Source organism: Halomonas kalidii, from assembly GCF_030010475.1.
In the GTDB taxonomy this organism is placed as follows: domain Bacteria; phylum Pseudomonadota; class Gammaproteobacteria; order Pseudomonadales; family Halomonadaceae; genus Halomonas; species Halomonas heilongjiangensis.
In genome coordinates this window covers 194,182-215,160 of the sequence record NZ_JASCQN010000025.1, presented here as the reverse complement: position 1 = coordinate 215,160, position 20,979 = coordinate 194,182, and the positions used below count along the sequence as shown (strand labels likewise).

Here is a 20,979-nt window from a genome sequence, read left to right as displayed (position 1 = left end):
CGGCGAGTCGCGCAGTGCTAGTCACGCAAGACGACGGCGCTGCGTTCATCCCAGTGGATATAGACCGTATCGCCCCAACTGGGACGCTCGCTGCGGCGGGTGGTATTGGCCAGGCTCACCTTGACCAGATGGCCCTGCTCGGTGCGCACGTAGTAGACCGAGAGCCCGCCCAGGTAGGCGATATCCTCCACCGTGCCGGCGGCCCAGTTGAAGTCGCCCTCGGGCCGCTCACGACTCAACAGGGTCTTCTCCGGGCGCACCGCCACCCAGACGCCGCGCTCGTCGGCGGGGGTGCTGATGCCGTGATCGATGCGGATACGCCGCCCCAGCTCGGGGCTATCGATGATGCAATGATCCGCCTCGTCCACCACGATCTCCCCGGCGAACAGATTCACGGTACCGACGAACTCCGCCACCATGCGATTGGCCGGGCTCTCGTAGACGTCCATGGGCGAGCCCACCTGGACGATCCAGCCGTCGGACATGATCGCCACCCGGTCGGCCATGGTCATGGCCTCCTCCTGGTCGTGGGTGACCATGATGCAGGTCACCCCGACCCGCTCGAGGATCTCCACCACCTCGAGCTGCATCTCGGTGCGCAGCTTCTTGTCCAGGGCGCCCATGGGCTCGTCGAGCAGCAGCAGGCTGGGGCGCTTGGCCAGGGAGCGGGCCAGGGCCACGCGCTGGCGCTGGCCACCGGAAAGCTGGTGGGGCTTGCGCTTGGCGAAACCCTCCATATGCACCAGCTTGAGCATCTCGGCGACCCGCTCGCGAATCTCCGCCTTGGGCAACTTGTCCTGCTTGAGGCCGAAGGCGATGTTCTCGGCCACCGTCATATGCGGGAAGAGCGCATAGGACTGGAACATCATGTTGATGGCCCGCTCGTAGGGGGGCGTGCGGGAAATATCCTGCCCCTCCAGCAGGATCTGTCCCTCGCTGGGTTTCTCGAAGCCGGCCAGCATGCGCAGCAACGTCGACTTGCCGGAGCCGGAGCCCCCCAGCAGGGCGAAGATCTCGCCGCGGCGAATGGTCAGGTTGACGTCATCCACCGCCAGCACCTCGTCGAAGCGCTTGCTGACGCGGCGGATCTCCATCAACGTCTCCTTCTGGACACGCGAACTCTTGCCCGATGACGGCGTGGTCTCTCTCGCCGGATGCACCTGGGCTGGGGTATCGGCCAGGGTCATGGGTTGGGTCATTGCACTAGTCTCCAGGACATCCGCGAAGGGAAAGCGGCCCCCCCTCGCATGGCGAAGGGGCGGCGCGCCGATCAGTTGCCGGACTTGACCCGGTTCCAGGTGCGGGTGATGACCCGCTGGGCGGCGAGCGGCTTGGCCTTGGCCACGAACAGCTTCTCCATCACCTCCTCGGTGGGATAGATGGAGGCATCGTTCAGGATCTCCTCGGGCAGGTAGTCGTTGGCCGCCCGGTTGGGGTTGGCGAAGAGCACGTACTCGGTGATGCCGGCGGCGACCTCCGGTTCGAGGATAAAGTTGATAAAGGCGTGGGCGTTCTCCGGGTTGGGCGCATCGGCGGGGATGGCCATCAGGTCGAACCACAGCGCCGCCCCTTCCCTGGGAATGGTATAGGCGATCTCGTGACCGTTGCCGGCCTCCTCGGCACGGTCGGCGGCCTGGAAGATATCGCCGGAATAGCCGGCGGCCACGCAGAGGTCGCCATTGGCCAGGTCGGAGATATAGCGGGAGGAGTGGAAGTAGGTGATATGTTCGCGCACCGCGGCGATGGCATCGCCGGCCTGGGCAATATCATCGGCGTCGGTGCTATGGGGATCGAGCCCCAGGTAGGCCATCGCCGCCGGCAGCATCTCGTCCCCGGAGTCGAGCATGGAGATGCCGCAACCCGCCGCGTGCAGGGCCCCGGTCACCTCGGGGTCGAAGAGCAGCGCCCAGGAGTCCAGCGGGGCGTCCTCGCCGAGGATGTCCTGGAGGCGCCCCGCGTTGTAGCCGATGCCGTTGGTGCCCCACATATAGGGGATGGAGTAGTGGTTGCCTGGATCGACGTTCTCCAGCTGTGCGAGCAGGGCCGGGTCCAGGTTGACGATATTGGGCAGCTTGTCGTGGTCGAGCTTCCCATAGACGCCGGCGGCCATCTGACGCACCAGGTAGTGGTTGGAGGGGATCACCACGTCATAGCCGGAACGCCCGGAGAGCAGCGCCGCCTCCAGTACCTCGTTGCTGTCGTAGACGTCGTAGACCACCTCGATGCCGGTCTCGGCGGTGAATCGCTCCAGAGTATCCTCGGCGATATAGTCGGACCAGTTGTAGACCCGTACCTCATTGGCCTGGGCGGCCGCGGCGGCCAGGGTCAGGGAGGCCGCGGCAACGGCCAGGGACAGCTTGCGTTGGTAGGACATCTTGGCACCTCTATGTCGTTGTTGTTGGATCAGAAAAGCCGACACCCCAGCCTGTCCGGAGCGTCCCGCGGCGGTCTCAACGGGACGGCCCCCGGCGCGGCCGGGCCTTACACGCTAAGCAGCAGGAACTCCCGCTCCCAGGAGCTGATTACCCGCTTGAAGTTTTCGTTCTCGACCCGCTTCACCGCCACATAGCCGGTGACGAACTTGCTGCCCAGGTAGGTCGCAAGCTCCTCGCAGTGCTCCATGCGCTCCAGCGCCATCTCCAGAGTGAAGGGCAGGCGCAGGTTGCGCCGCTCGAAGGCCCGCCCCTGCACCGGCGCCGAGGGATTGATCTTGCGCATCATGCCCATATAGCCGCACAGCAGGCTCGCGGCGATGGCCAGGTAGGCATTGGCGTCGGCCCCCGGCAGACGATTCTCCACCCGCCGGTTCTGGGCACTGGAATCGGGCACCCGCAGCCCGCAGGTGCGGTTCTCCTCGCCCCACTCCACGTTCACCGGAGCCGAGGTATCGGGCAGGAAGCGGCGGAAGGAGTTGACGTTGGGCGCCATCAGCGGCAGCGCCTCGGGAATGTACTTCTGCAGCCCGCCGATGTGCTGCAGGAACAGCTCGCTCATGGTGCCGTCGTCGTTGGAGAAGACGCTGCGCCCGCTCTCTGCATCCAGCACGCTCTGGTGGATGTGCATGGCACTGCCCGGCTCGTTGGTCACCGGCTTGGCCATGAAGGTGGCCGCCACGTCGTGCTTGAGCGCCGCCTCGCGCATGGTGCGCTTGAACAGGAACACCTGGTCGGCCAGGGAGAGCGGGTCGCCGTGACGGAAGTTGATCTCCATCTGGGCGGTGCCCTCCTCGTGGATCAGGGTATCGATGTCGAGCCCCTGGGCCTCGCACCAGTCGTACATGTCCTCGAACAGCGGGTCGAACTCGTTGGCCGCGTCGATGGAGAACGACTGGCGGCCGGTCTCCTGGCGGCCGGAGCGGCCGATGGGCGGCTGCAGCGGCAGGTCCGGATCCTCGCAGCGCTTGGTCAGGTAGAACTCCATCTCCGGCGCCACCACCGGTTTCCAGCCCTGCTCGGCGTAGAGCGCCAGCACCTTCTTGAGCTGGTTGCGCGCCGAGAGCTCGATGGGGTTGCCCATCTTGTCGTAGCAGTCGTGGATCACCTGAGCGGTGGGTTCCAGCGCCCAGGGCACCGGGTAGGCGGCGCCGGAATCGGGCTTGCAGATCATGTCGATGTCGGCGGGGTCGAGCAGCGAGTAGTAGATGTCGTCCTCGACGTAGTCGCCGGTCACCGATTGCAGCAGCACGCTCTCGGGCAGGCGCATACCCTTCTCGGCGACGAACTTGGAAACCGGGGTGATCTTGCCGCGGGCGATGCCGGTGATGTCGCTGACCAGGCACTCCACCTCGGTGATGTGTCGCTCCTTCAGCCAGCTTTCCAGGTCTTTCATGGGAACCTCGTGTCATGCCCGTGTCGGGTGCATTCATCGCCCCGGGACCGCTCAGAGCCGGTCGCGCAGCTTGTAAAAGGTGGTGGCCAGCAGCAGCAGCGGCGTGCGTAGTCGCTCGCCGCCGGGAAACCGGCGGTGCGGCATGGCGGCGAAGACGTCGAAGCGTTCGCTCTGCCCGGCCACCGACTCGGCCATCAGCCTGCCGGCCAGGCCCGCCAGTGCCATGCCGTGGCCGGAGTAGCCCTGGGCGTAGTAGAGATTGTCGTCCAGCCGACCGAAGTCCGGCGCCCGGTTGAGGGTGATGGCCACCTCGCCGCCCCAGCGATAGTCGATGCGCACGCCGCGCAGTACCGGGAAGAGCCCGGCGATCTTGGCGTCCATGCGCGCCTGCAACCCCCGCGGCTCGCGGCCGGTGTAGCTCACTTCACCGCCGTAGAGCAACCGCCGGTCGGCGGAGAGGCGATAGTAGTCGAGCACGAAGTTGGCGTCGGACAGCGCATCGTTGCATGGCAGCACCCGTTCAGCCTGTGCGACCGACAGCTGCTCGGTGGCGATGATGTAGTTGGCGGCGCGCATGATGCGCCCGGAAAGCTCGGGGATCAGGCCGTTCTGGAAAGCGTTGGTGCCCATCACCACGAAGTCGGCGGTCACGCGACCGCCCGGGGTGACGACCGAGGCGGGCTTGCCGCGGCGGATCTCGACCGCGGGGCTGCCCTGGTGGATGACCGCCCCGGCCCGGCGGGCGGCCCGGGCCAGGCCCAGGGTATAGTTGAGCGGGTGCAGGTGGCCGCCCTCGCTCTCGAAGAGGGCACCCGGGTAGGCATCGGTGACCACATGCGCACGCAGGGCGTCACCCGCGAGCCAGTCGAGCGCCCGATAGTCGTAGTCGCGGGCCAGGCGGTCGCGAAAGGCCAGCAGCTCGCGGACATGACGCGGCCTGACCGCGGCGTGCAGGTAGCCCCAGGCGAGTTCGCAGGGAATGGCATGGCGGTCGATCAGCTCGGCGGTCAGCCGCACCGCCTCGCGACTCATCTCCCAGACCTCCCGGGCGCGCGCGAGGCCGAGCGTCTGCTCCACGGTGGCGATATCGGTGCCGAGCCCCGGCAGGATCTGCCCGCCGCTGCGGCCGGAGGCGCCATGGCCGATCTCGGCCGCCTCCAGCAGCACCACCGAGTAGCCGCGCTCGGCGAGGTGCAGGGCCGCCGAACAACCGGTGACGCCACCGCCGATCACGCAGACATCGGCGCGCACCTCGCCCGCCAGCGGCGGGCAGTCACCGGGGTGGATGGCTACCTCGGGGTCGATGGAGTCGCGGTACCAGGAGGCGACCCGCGGGGACGCGAGGGGAGAGGAAGGAATCTGTGCCGTCATGCGCGCAGCGCTCGTTGTTATTCGTGATGCCCTCAGTTTGACACCAGCCGCCCCCGCAATGTCAAGTATTCAATAACAACCACCATGCCAACCCGGCGAGAGTCCGAGCGCTGATGCGCCCCCATTCCGCGCGACAAGCGGCTCCTCAAGGGGTAACGGGTGTCGCCGAGATGGCCGGAAGAGCGGCGACGCCGGCGATCATATCGTCAAGAAAAGGCCATCAGAGGCGACATCGGCACTCAGCCACAGACCGGGCAGGCCGGGTCCTTCGGCACCCGGAAGTGGCGCCACTGGCCGGTGAGGCCGTCGAAGGTGGAAAGCCCGCCGTGGGGCGTGCCGGCCCCGCTGAGCAGCTTGATCGCCTCGAGCGCCTGGAAGCAGCCGATCAGCCCGACCAGCGGCGCCACCACCCCGTTCTCGGCACAGCGCAGCTCCTCGTCATCGCCCCCGGGCGGATAGAGACAAGCGTAGCAGGGACATTCGGGATCCCGGGGATCGAACACCGCCAGCTGGCCCGAGAAGCGGATCGCCGCCCCCGAGACCAGCGGCACCCCGGCGGCCCGGCAGGCGGCGTTGATGGCATAGCGGCTCGAGAAGCGGTCGGTGCAGTCGAGCACCACGTCCGCCTCACCCACCGCTCGCGCCAGCGCCTCGCCCTCCAGGTGCGAGGTCAGGGTGGCGACCTCACAGCCCGGGTTGAGGGTCAGCGCCGCCTCCCGGGCCGACGCGGCCTTGTTGCGGCCGATGTCGGCCTGGCCGTGGGCGATCTGGCGCTGCAGGTTCGAGAGCTCGACCTCGTCGGCGTCGGCCAGGGTCAGCCGGCCCACCCCGGCGGCGGCGAGATAGAGCGCAACCGGCGAGCCCAGCCCGCCGGCGCCGACCACCAGGGCGTGGCCGGCGAGCAGCCGCTCCTGGCCGGCGATGTCGATCTGCTCGAGCATGATCTGGCGGCTGTAGCGCAGCAGGTCGTCGTCATTCATGGGCATGGCGAATCACTTGTCCTCGAACTCCTCGATGTCGGGCACATGCAGCGAGAAGTCTTCCTTGACCTCCTCCATCACCACGTAGCTCTTCGACTCCTTGACCCCGGGCAGGGTCAGCACCACGTCACCGAGCAGCTGGCGATAGGCGGACATCTCGGGGATGCGGCACTTGAGGATGTAGTCGAACTGTCCCGAGACCAGGTGGCACTCCTGGATCTGCGGCAGCTTGGCCACGGCGCGGCGGAACTCGTCGAACACCGCCGGCGACTGGGTCTCGAGGCTGATCTCCACGAAGACCAGCAGGTTGGCCTTGAGTGCCCGGGGGTCGAGCACCGCCTTGTAGCCGCGGATGATCCCCGCCCGCTCCAGGCGCTTGACGCGCTCCAGGCAGGGCGTGGTGGAGAGTCCCACCTGGGACGCCAGGTCGACATAGGAGATACGGGCGTTCTCCTGCAGACAACGCAGGATCTTGAGGTCGATGCGGTCGAGCGAGCGGGTCTTGGCTTTCATTGTCGTATGGCACGCCGGTCGAGGGTGGCTGACACGCCGCCATGGCAGGCGAATCGACTGAAAATCACCATACCGATGGCGACTCTCCAGTGTTCGGTCACGTAATCACGGCAGCGTCTGGAAGTTTTTCCTGCCCCAAGGTGTACCACAGGGGGCCGCGCGGCTCCAGTGCCACACCGTCAATGCCGGTGCTGCCGCTGCCGCCCCAGGCTGACCCGCTCATGGCCGGCCAGGTCGTGCAGGCTCGCCACCTCCCCATAGCCCGCAGCGACGAGGGCACGGCGCACCGCCGCGGCCTGGTCGAAGCCGTGCTCGAGCAGCAGCCAGCCCCCCGGCTCGAGGTGATTGCGAGCCTCGCGCACCAGGTGGAGAAGGTCGGCCAGGCCCTGCGCCTCCGCCACCAGCGCGCCGTGCGGCTCGAAGCGCACATCACCGATCGACAGGTGCGGGTCGTCCTCGGCCACGTAGGGGGGGTTGGCGACGATCAGCTCGAACGCCTCGCCGGTGAGCGCCACGAACCAGTCGCTCTGGCGGAACTCGGCGTTGGCGATGCCCAGCCGTTCGGCATTGCACCGGGCCAGCGCCACCGCTTCCGGCCGCAGGTCGACCCCCAGCACCCGCCACCCGGGTCGCTCGCTGGCAAACGCCAGGGCGATGGCCCCGGTGCCGGTGCCGAGGTCGAGCAGCCGCCCCTGCGGCGCCACGGCCCTGGCCAGGGCCGCCTCGACCAGCGCCTCGGTGTCCGGACGCGGAATCAGGGTGCTCGGGGCGGTGGCCAGCCGAAGCCCCCAGAACTCCCGCTCACCGGTGAGGTAGGCCACCGGCCGGCCGGTGGCACGAGCCGCGAGGAGCGCCTCGAAGCGGGCGCGCTCGAGGCGCGGCGCCTCGCGGTCGCCCCAGGTATAGAGCCAGGTACGGTCGACCCCCAGCACATGACACAGCAGCACCTCGGCATCGAGGCGCGCGCTGGGCGAACCGGCCCGCGCCAGGCGCGCCGCCCCCCGCGCCACCAGGACATCCAGCCGCACTATCCCTTCCCGCACATCAGGCCTCCTGCTGCAGGGCGGCGAGCTGCTCGGCCTGATACTCGTGAATCAAGGGCTCGATCACCTCGTCGAGCTGTTCGCCGCTGATCACCTCGCCGAGCTTGTAGAGGGTGAGGTTGATGCGGTGGTCGGTGATCCGTCCCTGGGGGAAATTGTAGGTACGGATGCGCTCGCTGCGATCGCCCGACCCGACCAGCGAGCGGCGGGCGTCGGCCTGGGCCTGCCGACGCCCCTCCACCGCGGCTTGCCTGAGCCGGGCGGCGAGCAGCGACATCGCCTTGGCCCGGTTCTTGTGCTGACTGCGCTCCTCCTGGCACTCCACCACCACCCCGCTGGGCAGGTGGGTGATGCGGATCGCCGAGTCGGTGGTGTTGACGTGCTGGCCGCCGGCACCGCTGGAGCGGAAGGTATCCACCCGCAGGTCGTTGGGGTTGATGTCGATGTCGCTCACCTCGTCGGCCTCGGGCATCACCGCCACGGTGCAGGCCGACGTATGGATGCGTCCCTGGGACTCGGTGGCCGGTACCCGCTGCACCCGGTGGGCGCCGGATTCGAACTTGAGCCGGGCATAGACCCCCTCGCCCTTGACCCGCGAGATGATCTCCTTGTAGCCGCCCTGCTCGCCGTGGCTGGCGCTGACCACCTCGACCTTCCAGCCGCGCTTCTCGGCATAGCGGGAGTACATGCGGAAGAGGTCGCCGGCGAACAGCGCCGCCTCGTCGCCACCGGTGCCGGCCCGCACCTCGAGAAACACATTGCGCCGGTCGTCGGGATCCTTGGGCACCAGCAGCTGCTTGAGCCGCCCCTCCATGGCCTCGAGGCGCTCGCGCCCCTCCGCCAGCTCCATCTCGGCCAGCTCGCGCATCTCGGCATCGCTGTCGCCGGTCAACTGCTCGGCCGACGCGATGTCCCCCTCGATGGTGCGGTAGCGCTGCCAGGCGTCCACCAGGGCCTCGAGCTCGGCGTACTCGCGGGAATAGCCGCGGAAACGAGCCTGGTCGGCGATCACCTCGGGCTCCGCCAGCAGGGCGGCGAGTTCCTCGAAGCGCTCGGCGAAGGCGTCGAGGCGCTGACGCAGGGAAGCTTTCATGGGCAGTCCTATGGGGTCTTGTCGGATGAGCCGTCGAGCAGCAGTGCCGTGGCGGCATCGAGCAGGTCGTGGCGCTCGGCGGAGGCCGCCTGGCGCAGCGCCACGGTGGGGCGATGCAGCAGGCGATTGGTCAACTGGTGGGCGAGGCGGCGCACCACCGCCTCGGGGTCCTCGCCGCGGGCCAGCCCGGCCAGCGCCTGCTGCTCGGAGAGATCGCGCAGCGCCTCGGCCCGGGTACGGTAGTCGCGGATCAGCTCGCCACCGCTGCGGATGCGCCGCTCATGCTGCCAGGCACCCACGCCGTGCTCGATCAGCGACTCGGCCTGGTCGGCGGCCACCTGCCGGTGGCGGCGATTCTCCTCGATCACCTCCTGGAGATCGTCGACGGTATAGAGGAAGACGTCGCCGAGTTCGCCCACCTCCGGCTCGATGTCCCGGGGCACGGCGATGTCGACCATGAAGATCGGCCGGTGGCGGCGCTTCTTCAGCGCCCGCTCGACCATGCCCTTGCCGAGGATCGGCAGCGGCGCGGCGGTGGAGGAGATGACGATGTCGGACTGCTCCAGCGCCGTGGGGATCTCGTCCAGGGTGATCGCGCGCCCGCCCAGGGAGCCGGCCAGGCGATCGGCGCGTTCGCGCGTGCGATTGGCCACGGTGAGCTGGTGAACCCCGGCTTCATGGAGGTGACGCGCCACCAGCTCGATGGTCTCGCCGGCACCGATCAGCAACGCCCGGGACCGGGAGAAGTCGTCGAAGATGCGGCTCGCCAGGCTGACCGCGGCATAGGCCACCGAGACCGGGTTGCGGCCGATGCCGGTCTCGGTGCGCACCTGCTTGGCCACGGCGAAGGTGTGCTGGAAGAGTCGCTCGAGCTCGCCGCCCAGCCCCCTCGCCTCGCGGGCACTCTGGTAGGCGTCCTTGAGCTGGCCCAGGATCTGCGGCTCGCCGAGCACCATGGAGTCGAGTCCCACCGCGACCCGCATCAGGTGGCGGGCGGCGTCGCTGTCGAGGTAGTGATAGGCGCAGCGCGAAAGATCCTCCACCTGGAGGTCATGGAAGCGGCCCAGCCAGTGGAGAATCGCCTGTTCGCCGCTGGCGTCGATAATGCAGTAGAGTTCGGTGCGATTGCAGGTGGACAGCACCGCCGCCTCGCGCACCTCGGGCAGGCCACGCAGTTCCCCGAGCGCCGCCTCCAGTTGGGTGGGCGTGAAGGCGACCTGTTCACGCACCTCCACGGTCGCGGTCCGGTGATTGATTCCAAGGGCAAGCAGCGTCATGCGTTCGGCGTCTTCGCTAGTTCATCCGGCGGTGCGGGTCCACCCACCATATCGAGGCGCCCAATTCTAGCACAGCCCAGCCTGCCCTAGCGCCATGACCGTGGCGGCGACCTTTGCCCGGGGCAGCCAAGCCGTTATGCTGGCGGCTCGGCATCCTGAACGAGACTCGCATGCCCTCCGCACTCGATACCCTGCCCCTTTGTGTTCGGTCCTGCCTGGCGCCCCTGGCACTGACGATGCTGGTCGCCGGCTGCCAGGCCCTGCCGGCCGGTTCCGACAACGCACAGGGCGACGACCCGCTGGCCGGCGCGCCGCCCATCGAGCGCGGACTCGATGCCCAGGGCCTTTCCGGCCTGCTGACCGCCGAGCTCGCCGGCCAGCGCGGCGACTATCGACGCGCCACCCTCGGCTACCTCGAGGGTGCCGAACGCTACGGTTCGGTGGCGCTGGTGGAGCGTGCCGCCCTGGCTGCCCGCTTCAGCAACGACCCCCAGCTGCTCACCGACACCGCCGAGCTGTGGCGCACCCTGGCCCCCGATTCCGACGCGCCGACCCGGCTGCTCGCCAGCCTGGCCCTGCAGCGCGGCGACTGGCCCGAGGCGCTGGCCCAGCGGCTGCAGGTGGTCGCGCGGGGCGGCCAGGGGGAACTGACCGCCTTCGTCGAACTGGCCCTGGGCGAAAGGGCCGACCCGGCCCCGCTGCTGGAGCTGATGCGGCACCACCTGGCGCGCCCGGGGGCCGACGAACACCCCCAGCATCACGATGCCGAACTGGCCACCGCCCTGCTGGAAGTCGCCGTCGGCGACACCACCTCCGCCCAGCGCCGCCTCGATCGGCTGGCCGAACGCTCGCCGGAACGTCCCGAACTGTGGCTGGCCCAGGCACGCCTGGCCCAGGAGTCCGGCGACCACACACGGGCTCGTGAGGCGGTACGACGCGGCCTGACCATCTCCCCCGGCGATCCGCGCTTTGTCCTGATGCTGGCCCAGAGCGAATTGCGCCTGGGCAACATCGACGCCGCCGAGGCACAGACCGACAACCTGCTCGAGTCCCAGGCCGACAATCAGGAGCTGCGCCTGGCGCTGGCCCAGCTCTATCTCGAGGAGAACCACCCCGAGCCGGCCCGACGCCTGCTGTTGCCACTGGTCGGCGAGACCGACACCCCGGCGCAGGCCTTCTACCTGCTCGGCGCCATCGCCGAGGCGGAAGGCGAGGTCGACAACGCCCTGCTCTATTACCGCCAGGTGCCACCGGGCGACGACTTCCTGCCGGCACGCCTGAGCGCCGCCAGCATGTTGATCGAGGACGACCGGCTGATCGACGCCCGGGCCTTCCTGCGCATCGAGCGGCTGCGCCACGAAACCTATTTCGCCGACCTGGTATCGCTGGAAGTGGAACTGCTGGAGCGTGCCGGGCGATCCGACGATGCCGACGCCCTGCTCGACCGGGAACTGGACCGCACCCCCAACGACGAACAACTGCTCTACCTGCGCGCCATGCGCGCCTGGGAGGCCGGCGACCTCGAGGCCATGGAGCGCGACCTGGGGCGCGTCATCGAGCGCAACCCCGACAATGTCACCGCCCTCAATGCCCTGGGCTATACCCTGGCCGACCTCGGCATCGAGGGGCGCCTGGAGGAGGCCCGGGAGATGATCGAGCGGGCCCACGAACTCGAGCCCGGCAGCCCCGCCATCATGGACAGCCTGGGCTGGGTCCATTTCCGCCTCGGCGACCCCGAGCGCGCCCTCCCCTGGCTCGAGCGGGCGTATGGCGCCATGCCCGACCAGGAGATCGCCGCCCACCTGGCCGAGGTGCTCTGGGCGCTGGAACGCCGCGATGAGGCCCGTGCCCTGGTGCGCGAGGCCATCGAGCGCTTCGACGTACGCCCGCTGCTCGACGACCTGCTCGAACGGATCCCCGAGCTGAGCCCCTGAGCGCTCGCCGCCCGACGCGAACACCACGACGAGAGATCTCCATGCCACATGCCACCCCGCCGCGATTGCTGATCCCCCTGCTGATCCTGGTCCTGCTGGCCGGCTGTGCCGGGCGCCCCCCGGCCCCGGACGGCGAACGTGCCGCCGGCCAGTGGGCGGCCCAGGCCGACCGGATCGAGAACCTCGACACCTGGGTGCTGGCCGGCAAGGCCGGCCTGCGCATGCCCCAGGAGTCGACCAGCGCCAACCTCGACTGGAGCCAGCACCCCCACTACTACCGCCTGCTGATCAGCGGGCCCTTCGGCAGCGGCCGCAGCACCCTCGAGGGCCGCGAGGGGCGCTTCTCGTTGACCACCGCCGAGGGCCGCTTCGAGGCCCAGACCCCGGAAGCGCTGATGGAGCGGCAGCTCGGCTGGTCGCTGCCGGTGAGCGCGCTCTCCGACTGGATCCGCGGCCTGCCCTCCGAGGCCAGCGAGCACCAGCTCGAGCACGACGAACTGGGCTTTCCGCTGCGCCTGCGCCAGGACGGCTGGCAGATCGACTATCGCGACTGGATACTCGTCGAGGAGGTGTGGCTGCCGCGTCGCCTGGTCATGGAGATCGACGAGCTGCGGGTGACGCTGGTGGTCACCGACTGGCGCCCGGTCCTCGACGATGCCTGAGCCGGGTCTCCTCACGCTGCCGGCACCGGCCAAGCTCAACCGGCTGCTGCGGATCACCGGCCGGCGACCCGACGGCTACCACGAGCTGCAGACCCTGTTCCAGTTCCTCGACCATGGCGACACCCTGCACCTCTCGCCACGCAAGGACGGCGAGCTTCGCCTGACGCCGGCGCTGCCCGGCATCGCCGCCGAGGACAACCTGATCCTGCGGGCCGCGCGGGCGCTGCAGGCCGAAACCGGCTGCCGGCTCGGCGCCGAGATTCGCCTGGAGAAACGCCTGCCCCTGGGTGGCGGCCTGGGCGGCGGCAGCTCCGACGCGGCCACCGCGCTGCTCGGCCTCGACCGCCTGTGGGGACTCGGCCTCGACCTCGATCGCCTGGCGGTACTGGGCCTGGGGCTCGGCGCCGACGTGCCGGTCTTCGTCCACGGCCGGGCCGCCTGGGCCGAAGGCATCGGTGAGCGCCTCACCCCGGTCGAGCTCGACACCCCCTGGTTCGTGGTGATCCATCCCCGCGTGGCGGTGTCCACCCCGGCGGTGTTCGGGGCCGCGCAATTGACACGCGACACCCCCCCGATTACCATGGCGCGCGCACTGCAGGGGGGAGCGTCGAGCTGGCGCAACGACTGCGAGGCCACGGTGCGGGAACTCTATCCGGAGGTGGCACGGGCCCTCGACTGGCTGGCGAGCCGGGCCCCGACCATGCTGACCGGCACCGGTGCCTGTGTCTTCGCCCGGCTTCCGAGCGAGGCCGAGGCAGACCGCCTGCTGGCCGAAGCGACCCGGCATCGCTGGCAGGCCTTCCTGACACGGGGCGTCAACCACTCCCCTCTCCATGCCGTGCTGGGTCGATGAGTGCGGCGCCGGCCCGCAGGCATGACCCCCAGAGATCCCCAACACTGCAAAGGTGGCTGCGCGTGTCAAAATTAATGGTTTTCGCCGGGAACGCCAATCCCGACCTCGCCCGGAAGATTGCCGAGAGTCTGGACACCCGCATGGGCAACGCCACGGTGGGCCAGTTCAGCGACGGCGAGATCGCGGTCGAGATCAACGAGAACGTGCGCGGCAAGGACGTCTTCGTCCTGCAATCCACCTGTGCACCGACCAACGACAATCTGCTGGAACTGATCCTGATGGTCGATGCCCTGCGCCGGGCCTCCGCCTCACGGATCACCGCCGTGGTGCCCTACTTCGGCTATGCCCGCCAGGATCGTCGCGTGCGCTCCGCCCGGGTACCGATCTCCGCCAAGATCGTCGCCGACATGATGGTCAAGGCCGGGGTCGACCGGGTCATGACCATGGACCTGCATGCCGACCAGATTCAGGGCTTCTTCGACGTGCCGGTGGACAACGTCTACGGCTCGCCGATCCTGCTCGACGACATCGAGCGCCAGAACTACGAGGACCTGGTGGTGGTCTCACCGGACGTGGGCGGCGTGGTGCGTGCCCGCGCCATCGCCAAGCAGCTCAACGCCGATCTCGCCATCATCGACAAGCGTCGCCCCCAGGCCAACCAGGCCCAGGTGATGCATATCATCGGCGAGATCGAGGGGCGCAACTGCGTGGTGGTCGACGACATGATCGACACCGCCGGCACCCTGTGCAAGGCCGGTGAAGCACTCAAGGAGCACGGCGCTCACCGCGTGGTGGCCTACGCCACCCACCCGATCCTCTCCGGTCCCGCGGTCGACAACATCACCGGCTCGGTGCTCGACGAGGTCGTCGTTACCGATACCATCCCGCTGTCCGACACCGCGCGGCGCAGCGGCAAGATTCGCCAATTGAGCGTGGCCGGGCTGATCGCCGAGGCGATCCGCCGGGTCAGCAACGAGGAATCCGTCAGCGCGATGTTCCACTGAAGCTCGGGACACGCGCCGGAATAGCGCCCTGCGGGGCTTTCGGGAACGCTGCGGTCAGGTCGCGGGCCGCAACGCCTCCCTTACATCAAGCAAGAGGCAACACCATGTCCGATTTTACCCTCAATGCCAGCGTTCGCAACGACCTGGGGAAAGGTGCGAGCCGCCGCCTGCGTCGTGCGAACCTCCAGGTGCCGGCCATCATCTACGGTGGCGAACAGGCCCCCCAGCCGGTCTCCGTCGAGAAGGCGCCCTTCTACAAGGCGATCGAGGACGAGTCCTTCTTCTCCTCGGTGATCAACCTGGTAGTGGACGGCAAGAGCGAGCAGGTCGTCGTCCGTGACCTGCAGCGCCACCCCTTCAAGCCGCTGGTCACCCACGCCGACTTCCTGCGCGTCGACGCCACCCACGAGATCACCATCAACGTGCCGCTGCACGTGGTGGGCGAAGACAAGTGTGCCGGCATCAAGGACCAGGGTGGCGAGCTGCACGTGCTCTCCAACGAGATCCAGATCAGCTGCCTGCCCAAGGACCTGCCCGATTACCTGGAAGTCGACATCGCCGCGGTCGAGCTAGGTACCACCCTGCACCTGTCCGATCTCCAGGTGCCGGCCGGTGTCACCCTGGTCGACCTGACCCACGGCGAGGACCACGACAACGCCGTACTGAGCATCACCAAGGCCAAGGTCCGCGGTGAGGAAGCCGCAGACGAAGGCGACCAAGGTGGAAGCGAAGAAGGCGAAGGCAGCGCCGAGTAATCGCGTCTGCCCCGGGGCCATGCGTGCATGGCCCCCTCCCTCTTCCGATCAAGCGCTTTCGCGCTTGATTTTTTTTGGAGACCGCGACGATGAGCCAGGTCAAAGCGATCATCGGGCTGGGCAACCCCGGTGCCGATTACGAGGCCACCCGCCACAATGCGGGCGCCTGGCTGGTGGAGGCCGTGGCCCGCCAGGCCGGCGGGGAACTGCGCCCCGAGAAGAAATTCCTCGGCCTGTATGCCCGGGTGCAACTCGATGGCCATGACCTGCACCTGCTCAACCCGAGCACCTTCATGAATCGCAGCGGCGGCGCCGTGGCGGCACTGTGCCAGTTCTTCCGCCTCGCCCCGGACGAGTTACTGGTGGCCCACGACGAACTCGACCTGCCCCCCGGCGCCGCACGGTACAAGCAGGGCGGCGGTCACGGTGGCCACAACGGCCTGCGCGACACCATCAGCGCGCTGGGCAACGACAGGTCGTTCCATCGCCTGCGCATCGGTATCGGCCACCCCGGCGACGCCCGCCAGGTGACCCACTATGTGCTGGGGCGCCCCGGCAAGGCCGAGCACACGGCCATCGAGGCGGCCATCGACGAATGCCTGGCCACCCTGCCCCTGGCGCTGGCCGGCGACTGGGCCCGCGCCATGAACCGGCTGCACAGCTTTTCCGCCTCCAGCTGAAAAGCCAGCCATAAGCTGGAAGCTGTAAGTCACCCCCACTGCTGGCCGGGATGGGTTTTCTTACGGCTTACGGCTTATGGCTTACAGCTCGGTCGAGTAGAATACCGGCCAATCGCCAATTTCGAACACGCTTTCCAGGACACTTCCATGGGTTTCAACTGCGGTATCGTCGGCCTGCCCAACGTCGGCAAGTCCACGCTCTTCAATGCGCTGACCAAGTCCGGTATCGACGCCGAGAACTTCCCGTTCTGCACCATCGAGCCCAACGTCGGCATCGTACCGATGCCCGACCCGCGCCTCGATGCCCTGGCCGAGATCGTGAAGCCGCAGAAGGTGCTGCCCACCACCATGGAGTTCGTCGATATCGCCGGCCTGGTGGCGGGCGCCTCCAAGGGCGAGGGGCTCGGCAACCAGTTCCTGGCCAATATCCGCGAGACCCAGGCCATTGCCCATGTGGTGCGCTGCTTCGACAACGACAACGTCATCCATGTGGCCAACCAGGTCGATCCGCGGGCCGACATCGAGATCATCAACATGGAGCTGGCGCTGGCCGACCTCGACACCGTCGAGCGCGCGATCCAGCGCCTGGTGCGCGTGGCCAAGGGCGGCGACAAGGAGGCCATCGCCACCAAGGCGATCCTCGAGCGCATCCAGCCGCACCTCGCCGAGGGCCTGCCGCTGAGAAGCTTCGGCCTCGACGACGACGAGAAGCGCCAGCTCAAGAGCTTCGGCTTGCTGACGCTGAAGCCGACCATGTACATCGCCAATGTCAACGAGGATGGCTTCGAGGCCAACCCCTACCTCGAGGTGGTCAACGAGATCGCCGCCGCGGAAGGCGCCGTGGTGGTGCCGGTGTGCAACCAGCTCGAGGCCGAGATCGCCGAGCTCGACGATGAGGAACGCGCCATGTTCCTCGACGAGATGGGCATGGCGGAGCCCGGCCTCGACCGGGTGATCCGCGCCGGCTACCAGTTGCTCGGCCTGCAGACCTACTTCACCGCCGGGGTCAAGGAGGTGCGAGCCTGGACGGTGAAGGTGGGCGCCACCGCCCCCGAGGCGGCCGGGGTGATCCACACCGACTTCCAGAAGGGCTTCATCCGCGCGGAGGTCATCTCCTACGACGATTTCGTCACCCTGGGTGGCGAACAGGCCGCCAAGGATGCCGGCAAGTGGCGCCTGGAGGGCAAGGAGTACATGGTCCAGGACGGCGACGTCATCCACTTCCGCTTCAATGTGTAAGCAGAAACCTTGACCTGACGGAGGCGGATCCGTAAACTTCGCCCCCGTTGCAAGGCTACGTAGCTCAGTTGGTTAGAGCACATCACTCATAATGATGGGGTCCCCTGTTCGAGTCAGGGCGTAGCCACCAGAGATTCGAAAACCCGGCGCTATTGGCGTCGGGTTTTTTCGTGGCTGCGCTTCGGCCGACGCCCCGTGGCGAACTCAGGCCAGCCGGGAACGGTTGCAGAAGGCGGTCAGCACCCGGGTCAGCGAGGCCACGTCGCGCCCCCCCGCGGTCTCGCGGATCGAGTGCATCGCCCACTGGGCCACGCCGACGTCGAGGGTCGGCACACCGAGCTCGGTGGCGGTGATCGGCCCGATGGTGCTGCCGCACGCCATGTCGGCCCGGGCGGCGAAGGTCTGCACCGGCTCACCCGCCTCGCGGCATAGATCGCGGAACATGGCGGCCGTGGCGCTGTTGGTGGCATAGCGCTGGTTGGCGTTGACCTTGATCACCGGCCCGCCGTTGATCGCCGGACCGTGGGCAGCGTCATGCTTGTCCGGGAAGTTCGGGTGCAGGGCGTGGGCGTTGTCGCAGGAGATCATCCTCGAGGCCTGGATCAGGCGGATGAAGCCCTCGTCGCCGGCCTCCCCGAGCTGGGCGTTGACCCGCCGCAGCACATCGCCGAGAAAGGGCCCCTGGGCCCCGCAGGCGCTGGCACTGCCGACCTCCTCGTGATCGTTGGCCACCAGCAAGGCGCCCTGGCTGCCGTCGCTCTCCAGCAGTGCCTCCAGGCCGATGAAGCAGGAGAGCAGGTTGTCGAGCCGCGCCCCGGCGACCAGTTCGCCATCGACGCCGACCCGGGAGGGCGGCTGCATGTCATGGAAGGCGAGCTCGAAGTCGAGAATCTCGACCCCCGTGAGGCCATGCTGCTCGGTCAGCCAGGTCAGCAGCAAGCGCTCCAGGTCGGGGCGTTCGCCGCCCTGGAGGAACACCGGCGCCATCTCGGTCTGGGCGTTCATGGCGCGGCCGTTGTTGGCCTCGCGATCCAGGTGGATCGCCAGGCTGGGGATGATCGCCACCGGTCGGTCGACATGGAGCAGTACGCCCTCGAGCCGGCCATCCGGATGGCGCAGCTGAACGCGCCCGGCCAGGCCCAGGTCGCGGTCGAACCAGGGGGCCAGCAGGGCGCCGCCATAGACCTCGACACCGAGCTGCAACCAGCCGGCGGCGGTCTGGGCGGCATTGGGCTTGAGCCGCAGGCCCGGGCTGTCGGTGTGGGCACCGATCATGCGCAGCACCGACAGGGCGTCCCGCGGCAGCTGCAGGGCGATGATCGAGGAGTCGTTGCGGGTGACATAGACCCGCTCGCCCGGTGCGAGTCGCCAGGCCTCGCCCTCGTCGAGACGCCGGAATCCGGCAGCCTCGAGTCGCGCGGCCATATTGGCCACGGCGTGCCAGGGGGTGGGTGAACAGCGCAGGAAGTCGAGCAGACGCTCGAGCAGGTCGCTCTGTGACATGGGCTTCCTTATATACAGGGGTCTTGGATCATCCGGGGTCATACGATCGATCCGAGCTGCTACAATGCCAGCTCGGTCCACGCAACTCGACAGCCGCGCGAGGGTCTAGGGAAGAAGTGTACATGAAACCGGGAGTGCTTCATTGATGAGCCTGTTTGCCACCCTTGGGCGTTCGGTTGCCTTGGTGGGGCTGCTGATGGTCGCCACCGCCGCCCAGGCAGCGCTGCAACCCACCGAGGCCCAGCGTCAAGCGGCCGTGGAAGTGGCCGAGTCACTGCGCTATGGCCACTACGACGATGTCAGCCTCGACAATGCCTGGTCTCGCCGGGCCTTCGAGCGCTACCTGGACATTCTCGACGGTCAGCGCGCCTATCTACTGCGCGAGGACGTGGAAGCCTTCCGGGACCTGGAAAGCACCATGGACGACGCCCTCTTCGACGGCGACCTGGACCGGGTCTTTGCCCTCTACCGGCGCCACCATGAGCGGACCGAGTCGCGTCTCGAATGGCTGCTGGCCCGGCTCGACGAGGACACCACCTTTCGTTTCGACACCGACCTGCGCCTGGAACTGGAGCGCGAGGATGCCGCCTGGGCCGACAGCCAGGCCGAGCTCGACGAGCTGTGGCTCAAGCGCCTGAAGAACGCCGCCCTCGCCCAGGAGATCAGCGGCCAGGACGACGACCAGGTCGTGAGCAACCTGCGCCAGCGCTATGAGGGCCAGCTCTCCCGCGTGCGTCAGACCGAGGCCGAGGACGTCTTCGGGCTGTTCATGGCGGCGGTGACCAGCAGCATCGACCCCCACAGTGAGTACCTCTCGCCGCGTCAGGGCGAGTCCTTCGACATCCAGATGCGCCTCTCGCTGGAAGGCATCGGCGCCCTGCTGCAGGCCGACGGCGAGTACGTCAAGATATCGAGCCTGGTGCCCGGCGGCCCCGCCGAGCGTGCCGGCGTGCTGGAGCCCGCCGACCGCATCATCGCCGTGGGGCAGGAAGACGAGGAGGAGATGGTCAACGTGGTGGGCATGCGGCTCGACAACGTGGTCGACCTGATCCGCGGGCCCAAGGGATCGGTGGTCCGTCTCGACGTGGTGCCGGCCCAGGCCGTCGACATGACCCGCTCCAAGGTCGTCGAGATCACCCGCGACACCGTCAGCCTGGAGGATCAGGCCGCCAAGGGCGAGGTCATCGAGATCGAGCGCGACGACGGCGTGCACCGCATCGGCGCCATCACGATCCCCACCTTCTACGTCGACTTCGACGCCTGGCAGGCCGGCGAGGAGGACTACCGCAGCACCACCCGGGACGTGGCCCGGGAGATCCAGCGCCTCAAGGAGGAAGGCGTCGAGGGCATCGTCCTCGACCTGCGCAACAACGGCGGTGGCGCCCTGCAGGAGGCCAACTCGCTGATCGGCCTGTTCATCGACCGCGGCCCCACCGTGCAGGTGCGTGACGCCCGCGGGCGCATCAGCCTCTACGGCGACACCGAGACCGGCACCGTCTATGACGGCCCGCTGGGAGTGCTGGTGAACCGTCTCTCGGCCTCGGCCTCGGAGATCTTCGCTGGCGCCATCCAGGACTATGGCCGTGGCCTGGTAGTGGGTAATTCGACCTTCGGCAAGGGCACGGTGCAGACCCTCAACGAACTGAGCCACGGCCAGATCAAGCTGACCCGCGCCAAGTTCTACCGCATCTCCGGCGAGAGCACCCAGCACCGCGGGGTCAAGCCCGACATCATCTTCCCCAGCCTGGTGGACCCGGAGATGATCGGCGAGAGCGCCCTCGACAATGCCCTCGAGTGGGATACCGTGCGCGCGGTGCAATACCGTACCTACGACGAGCCCTGGCAGTTCCTCGAGACGCTCAAGGACCGTCACCGCACGCGTGCCGACGAGTTGCCCAATTTCCGCTATCTGGAACGGCAGGCCGAGCTGGCGAAGCGCATGCGCGAACAGACCACCAGCGTCAGCCTCAACCGCGAACAGCGCCAGCGCGAGGTGGCGGACCAGGAAGCCGAGCAGCTCGCCCTCGAGAACCAGCGCCGCCGGGCCCTGGGACTCGCCCCCCTCGAGGAATGGATCGACGTCCGCGACGAGGAAGCCGATGACGAAGACGAGCCGGTGGACCGCGTCCAGGTACTGGAAGCCGCCCAGATCCTGCTTGACTATGCCCAGCTCAACGGCAGTTATCGGCTGGCCAACCGGGACTGAGCCCCTCCCCTTTCACCCTCGGAACGCGTCGGCCAGCC

18 protein-coding genes and 1 tRNA gene are annotated in these 20,979 nt (G+C 68.2%); 9 read left to right on the top strand and 10 right to left on the bottom strand.

Annotated elements, in window-relative coordinates; translation table 11 throughout:
* Positions 1-17: 17 nt before the first annotated feature.
* The 9 genes from QLQ85_RS05655 to hemA all read right to left on the bottom strand — a co-directional run bounded on the left by QLQ85_RS05655 (position 18) and on the right by hemA (position 10,105).
* Entirely contained in the window at positions 18-1,181 is a 1,164-nt protein-coding gene (locus QLQ85_RS05655) for an ABC transporter ATP-binding protein (RefSeq protein ID WP_407650351.1), read from the bottom strand.
* Between the two features lie 89 nt (positions 1,182-1,270).
* Complete coding sequence (locus tag QLQ85_RS05650; RefSeq protein ID WP_282738090.1) at positions 1,271-2,374, bottom strand: polyamine ABC transporter substrate-binding protein; 1,104 nt, start codon at positions 2,372-2,374, stop codon at positions 1,271-1,273.
* A 107-nt stretch (positions 2,375-2,481) separates the two neighbouring features.
* Positions 2,482-3,828 carry a glutamine synthetase family protein gene (locus QLQ85_RS05645; protein WP_282738089.1) on the bottom strand — a complete coding sequence of 449 codons (1,347 nt, stop codon included), beginning with the start codon at positions 3,826-3,828 and terminating at the stop codon, positions 2,482-2,484.
* 51 nt (positions 3,829-3,879) lie between these two features.
* A complete protein-coding gene (locus tag QLQ85_RS05640) occupies positions 3,880-5,199 on the bottom strand; it encodes an NAD(P)/FAD-dependent oxidoreductase (protein ID WP_282738088.1) in 1,320 nt (439 codons plus the stop codon).
* Between the two features lie 239 nt (positions 5,200-5,438).
* Entirely contained in the window at positions 5,439-6,179 is a 741-nt protein-coding gene (locus QLQ85_RS05635) for a HesA/MoeB/ThiF family protein (protein WP_282723697.1), read from the bottom strand.
* 12 nt (positions 6,180-6,191) lie between these two features.
* Positions 6,192-6,692, bottom strand: coding sequence for an Lrp/AsnC ligand binding domain-containing protein (locus QLQ85_RS05630; protein WP_102629723.1), 501 nt, complete (start codon positions 6,690-6,692; stop codon positions 6,192-6,194).
* Positions 6,693-6,871: 179 nt separating this feature from the next.
* Entirely contained in the window at positions 6,872-7,720 is an 849-nt protein-coding gene (prmC, locus tag QLQ85_RS05625; RefSeq protein ID WP_282738187.1) for a peptide chain release factor N(5)-glutamine methyltransferase, read from the bottom strand.
* A gap of 16 nt (positions 7,721-7,736) precedes the next feature.
* Positions 7,737-8,828: a peptide chain release factor 1 gene (prfA, locus tag QLQ85_RS05620; protein WP_282738087.1), complete on the bottom strand. Its 1,092-nt coding sequence runs from the start codon at positions 8,826-8,828 to the stop codon at positions 7,737-7,739.
* An 8-nt stretch (positions 8,829-8,836) separates the two neighbouring features.
* A complete protein-coding gene (gene hemA / locus QLQ85_RS05615; protein WP_282738086.1) occupies positions 8,837-10,105 on the bottom strand; it encodes a glutamyl-tRNA reductase in 1,269 nt (422 codons plus the stop codon).
* Positions 10,106-10,275: 170 nt separating this feature from the next.
* Between hemA and QLQ85_RS05610 the strand changes: the two genes are divergently transcribed.
* The 8 genes from QLQ85_RS05610 to QLQ85_RS05575 all read left to right on the top strand — a co-directional run bounded on the left by QLQ85_RS05610 (position 10,276) and on the right by QLQ85_RS05575 (position 17,362).
* On the top strand, positions 10,276-12,039 hold the full coding sequence (locus QLQ85_RS05610) for a tetratricopeptide repeat protein (protein WP_282738085.1): 1,764 nt from the start codon (positions 10,276-10,278) through the stop codon (positions 12,037-12,039).
* Positions 12,040-12,080: 41 nt separating this feature from the next.
* Positions 12,081-12,701, top strand: a complete 621-nt coding sequence (gene lolB, locus QLQ85_RS05605) for a lipoprotein insertase outer membrane protein LolB (RefSeq protein WP_282738084.1) — start codon at positions 12,081-12,083, stop codon at positions 12,699-12,701.
* Positions 12,694-13,554 carry a 4-(cytidine 5'-diphospho)-2-C-methyl-D-erythritol kinase gene (gene ispE / locus QLQ85_RS05600; RefSeq protein WP_282738083.1) on the top strand — a complete coding sequence of 287 codons (861 nt, stop codon included), beginning with the start codon at positions 12,694-12,696 and terminating at the stop codon, positions 13,552-13,554. Before lolB ends, ispE begins: the two co-directional genes overlap by 8 nt.
* Positions 13,555-13,616: 62 nt before the next feature.
* Complete coding sequence (locus tag QLQ85_RS05595) at positions 13,617-14,558, top strand: ribose-phosphate pyrophosphokinase (RefSeq protein ID WP_181423443.1); 942 nt, start codon at positions 13,617-13,619, stop codon at positions 14,556-14,558.
* 104 nt (positions 14,559-14,662) lie between these two features.
* A complete protein-coding gene (locus QLQ85_RS05590; RefSeq protein ID WP_282723564.1) occupies positions 14,663-15,313 on the top strand; it encodes a 50S ribosomal protein L25/general stress protein Ctc in 651 nt (216 codons plus the stop codon).
* Positions 15,314-15,402: 89 nt separating this feature from the next.
* Positions 15,403-15,993, top strand: coding sequence for an aminoacyl-tRNA hydrolase (gene pth, locus QLQ85_RS05585; RefSeq protein ID WP_282738082.1), 591 nt, complete (start codon positions 15,403-15,405; stop codon positions 15,991-15,993).
* Positions 15,994-16,140: 147 nt separating this feature from the next.
* Complete coding sequence (ychF, locus tag QLQ85_RS05580; protein ID WP_282738081.1) at positions 16,141-17,232, top strand: redox-regulated ATPase YchF; 1,092 nt, start codon at positions 16,141-16,143, stop codon at positions 17,230-17,232.
* Between the two features lie 53 nt (positions 17,233-17,285).
* Positions 17,286-17,362 (top strand) — tRNA-Met (locus QLQ85_RS05575).
* A 74-nt stretch (positions 17,363-17,436) separates the two neighbouring features.
* Here the strand turns inward: QLQ85_RS05575 and QLQ85_RS05570 are convergent.
* Entirely contained in the window at positions 17,437-18,735 is a 1,299-nt protein-coding gene (locus QLQ85_RS05570) for a M18 family aminopeptidase (protein ID WP_282723561.1), read from the bottom strand.
* A 145-nt stretch (positions 18,736-18,880) separates the two neighbouring features.
* Here QLQ85_RS05570 and QLQ85_RS05565 point away from each other — a divergent pair, with 145 nt between their 5' ends.
* Entirely contained in the window at positions 18,881-20,941 is a 2,061-nt protein-coding gene (locus QLQ85_RS05565; RefSeq protein WP_282738080.1) for a carboxy terminal-processing peptidase, read from the top strand.
* The last annotated feature ends 38 nt before the right edge of the window (positions 20,942-20,979 follow it).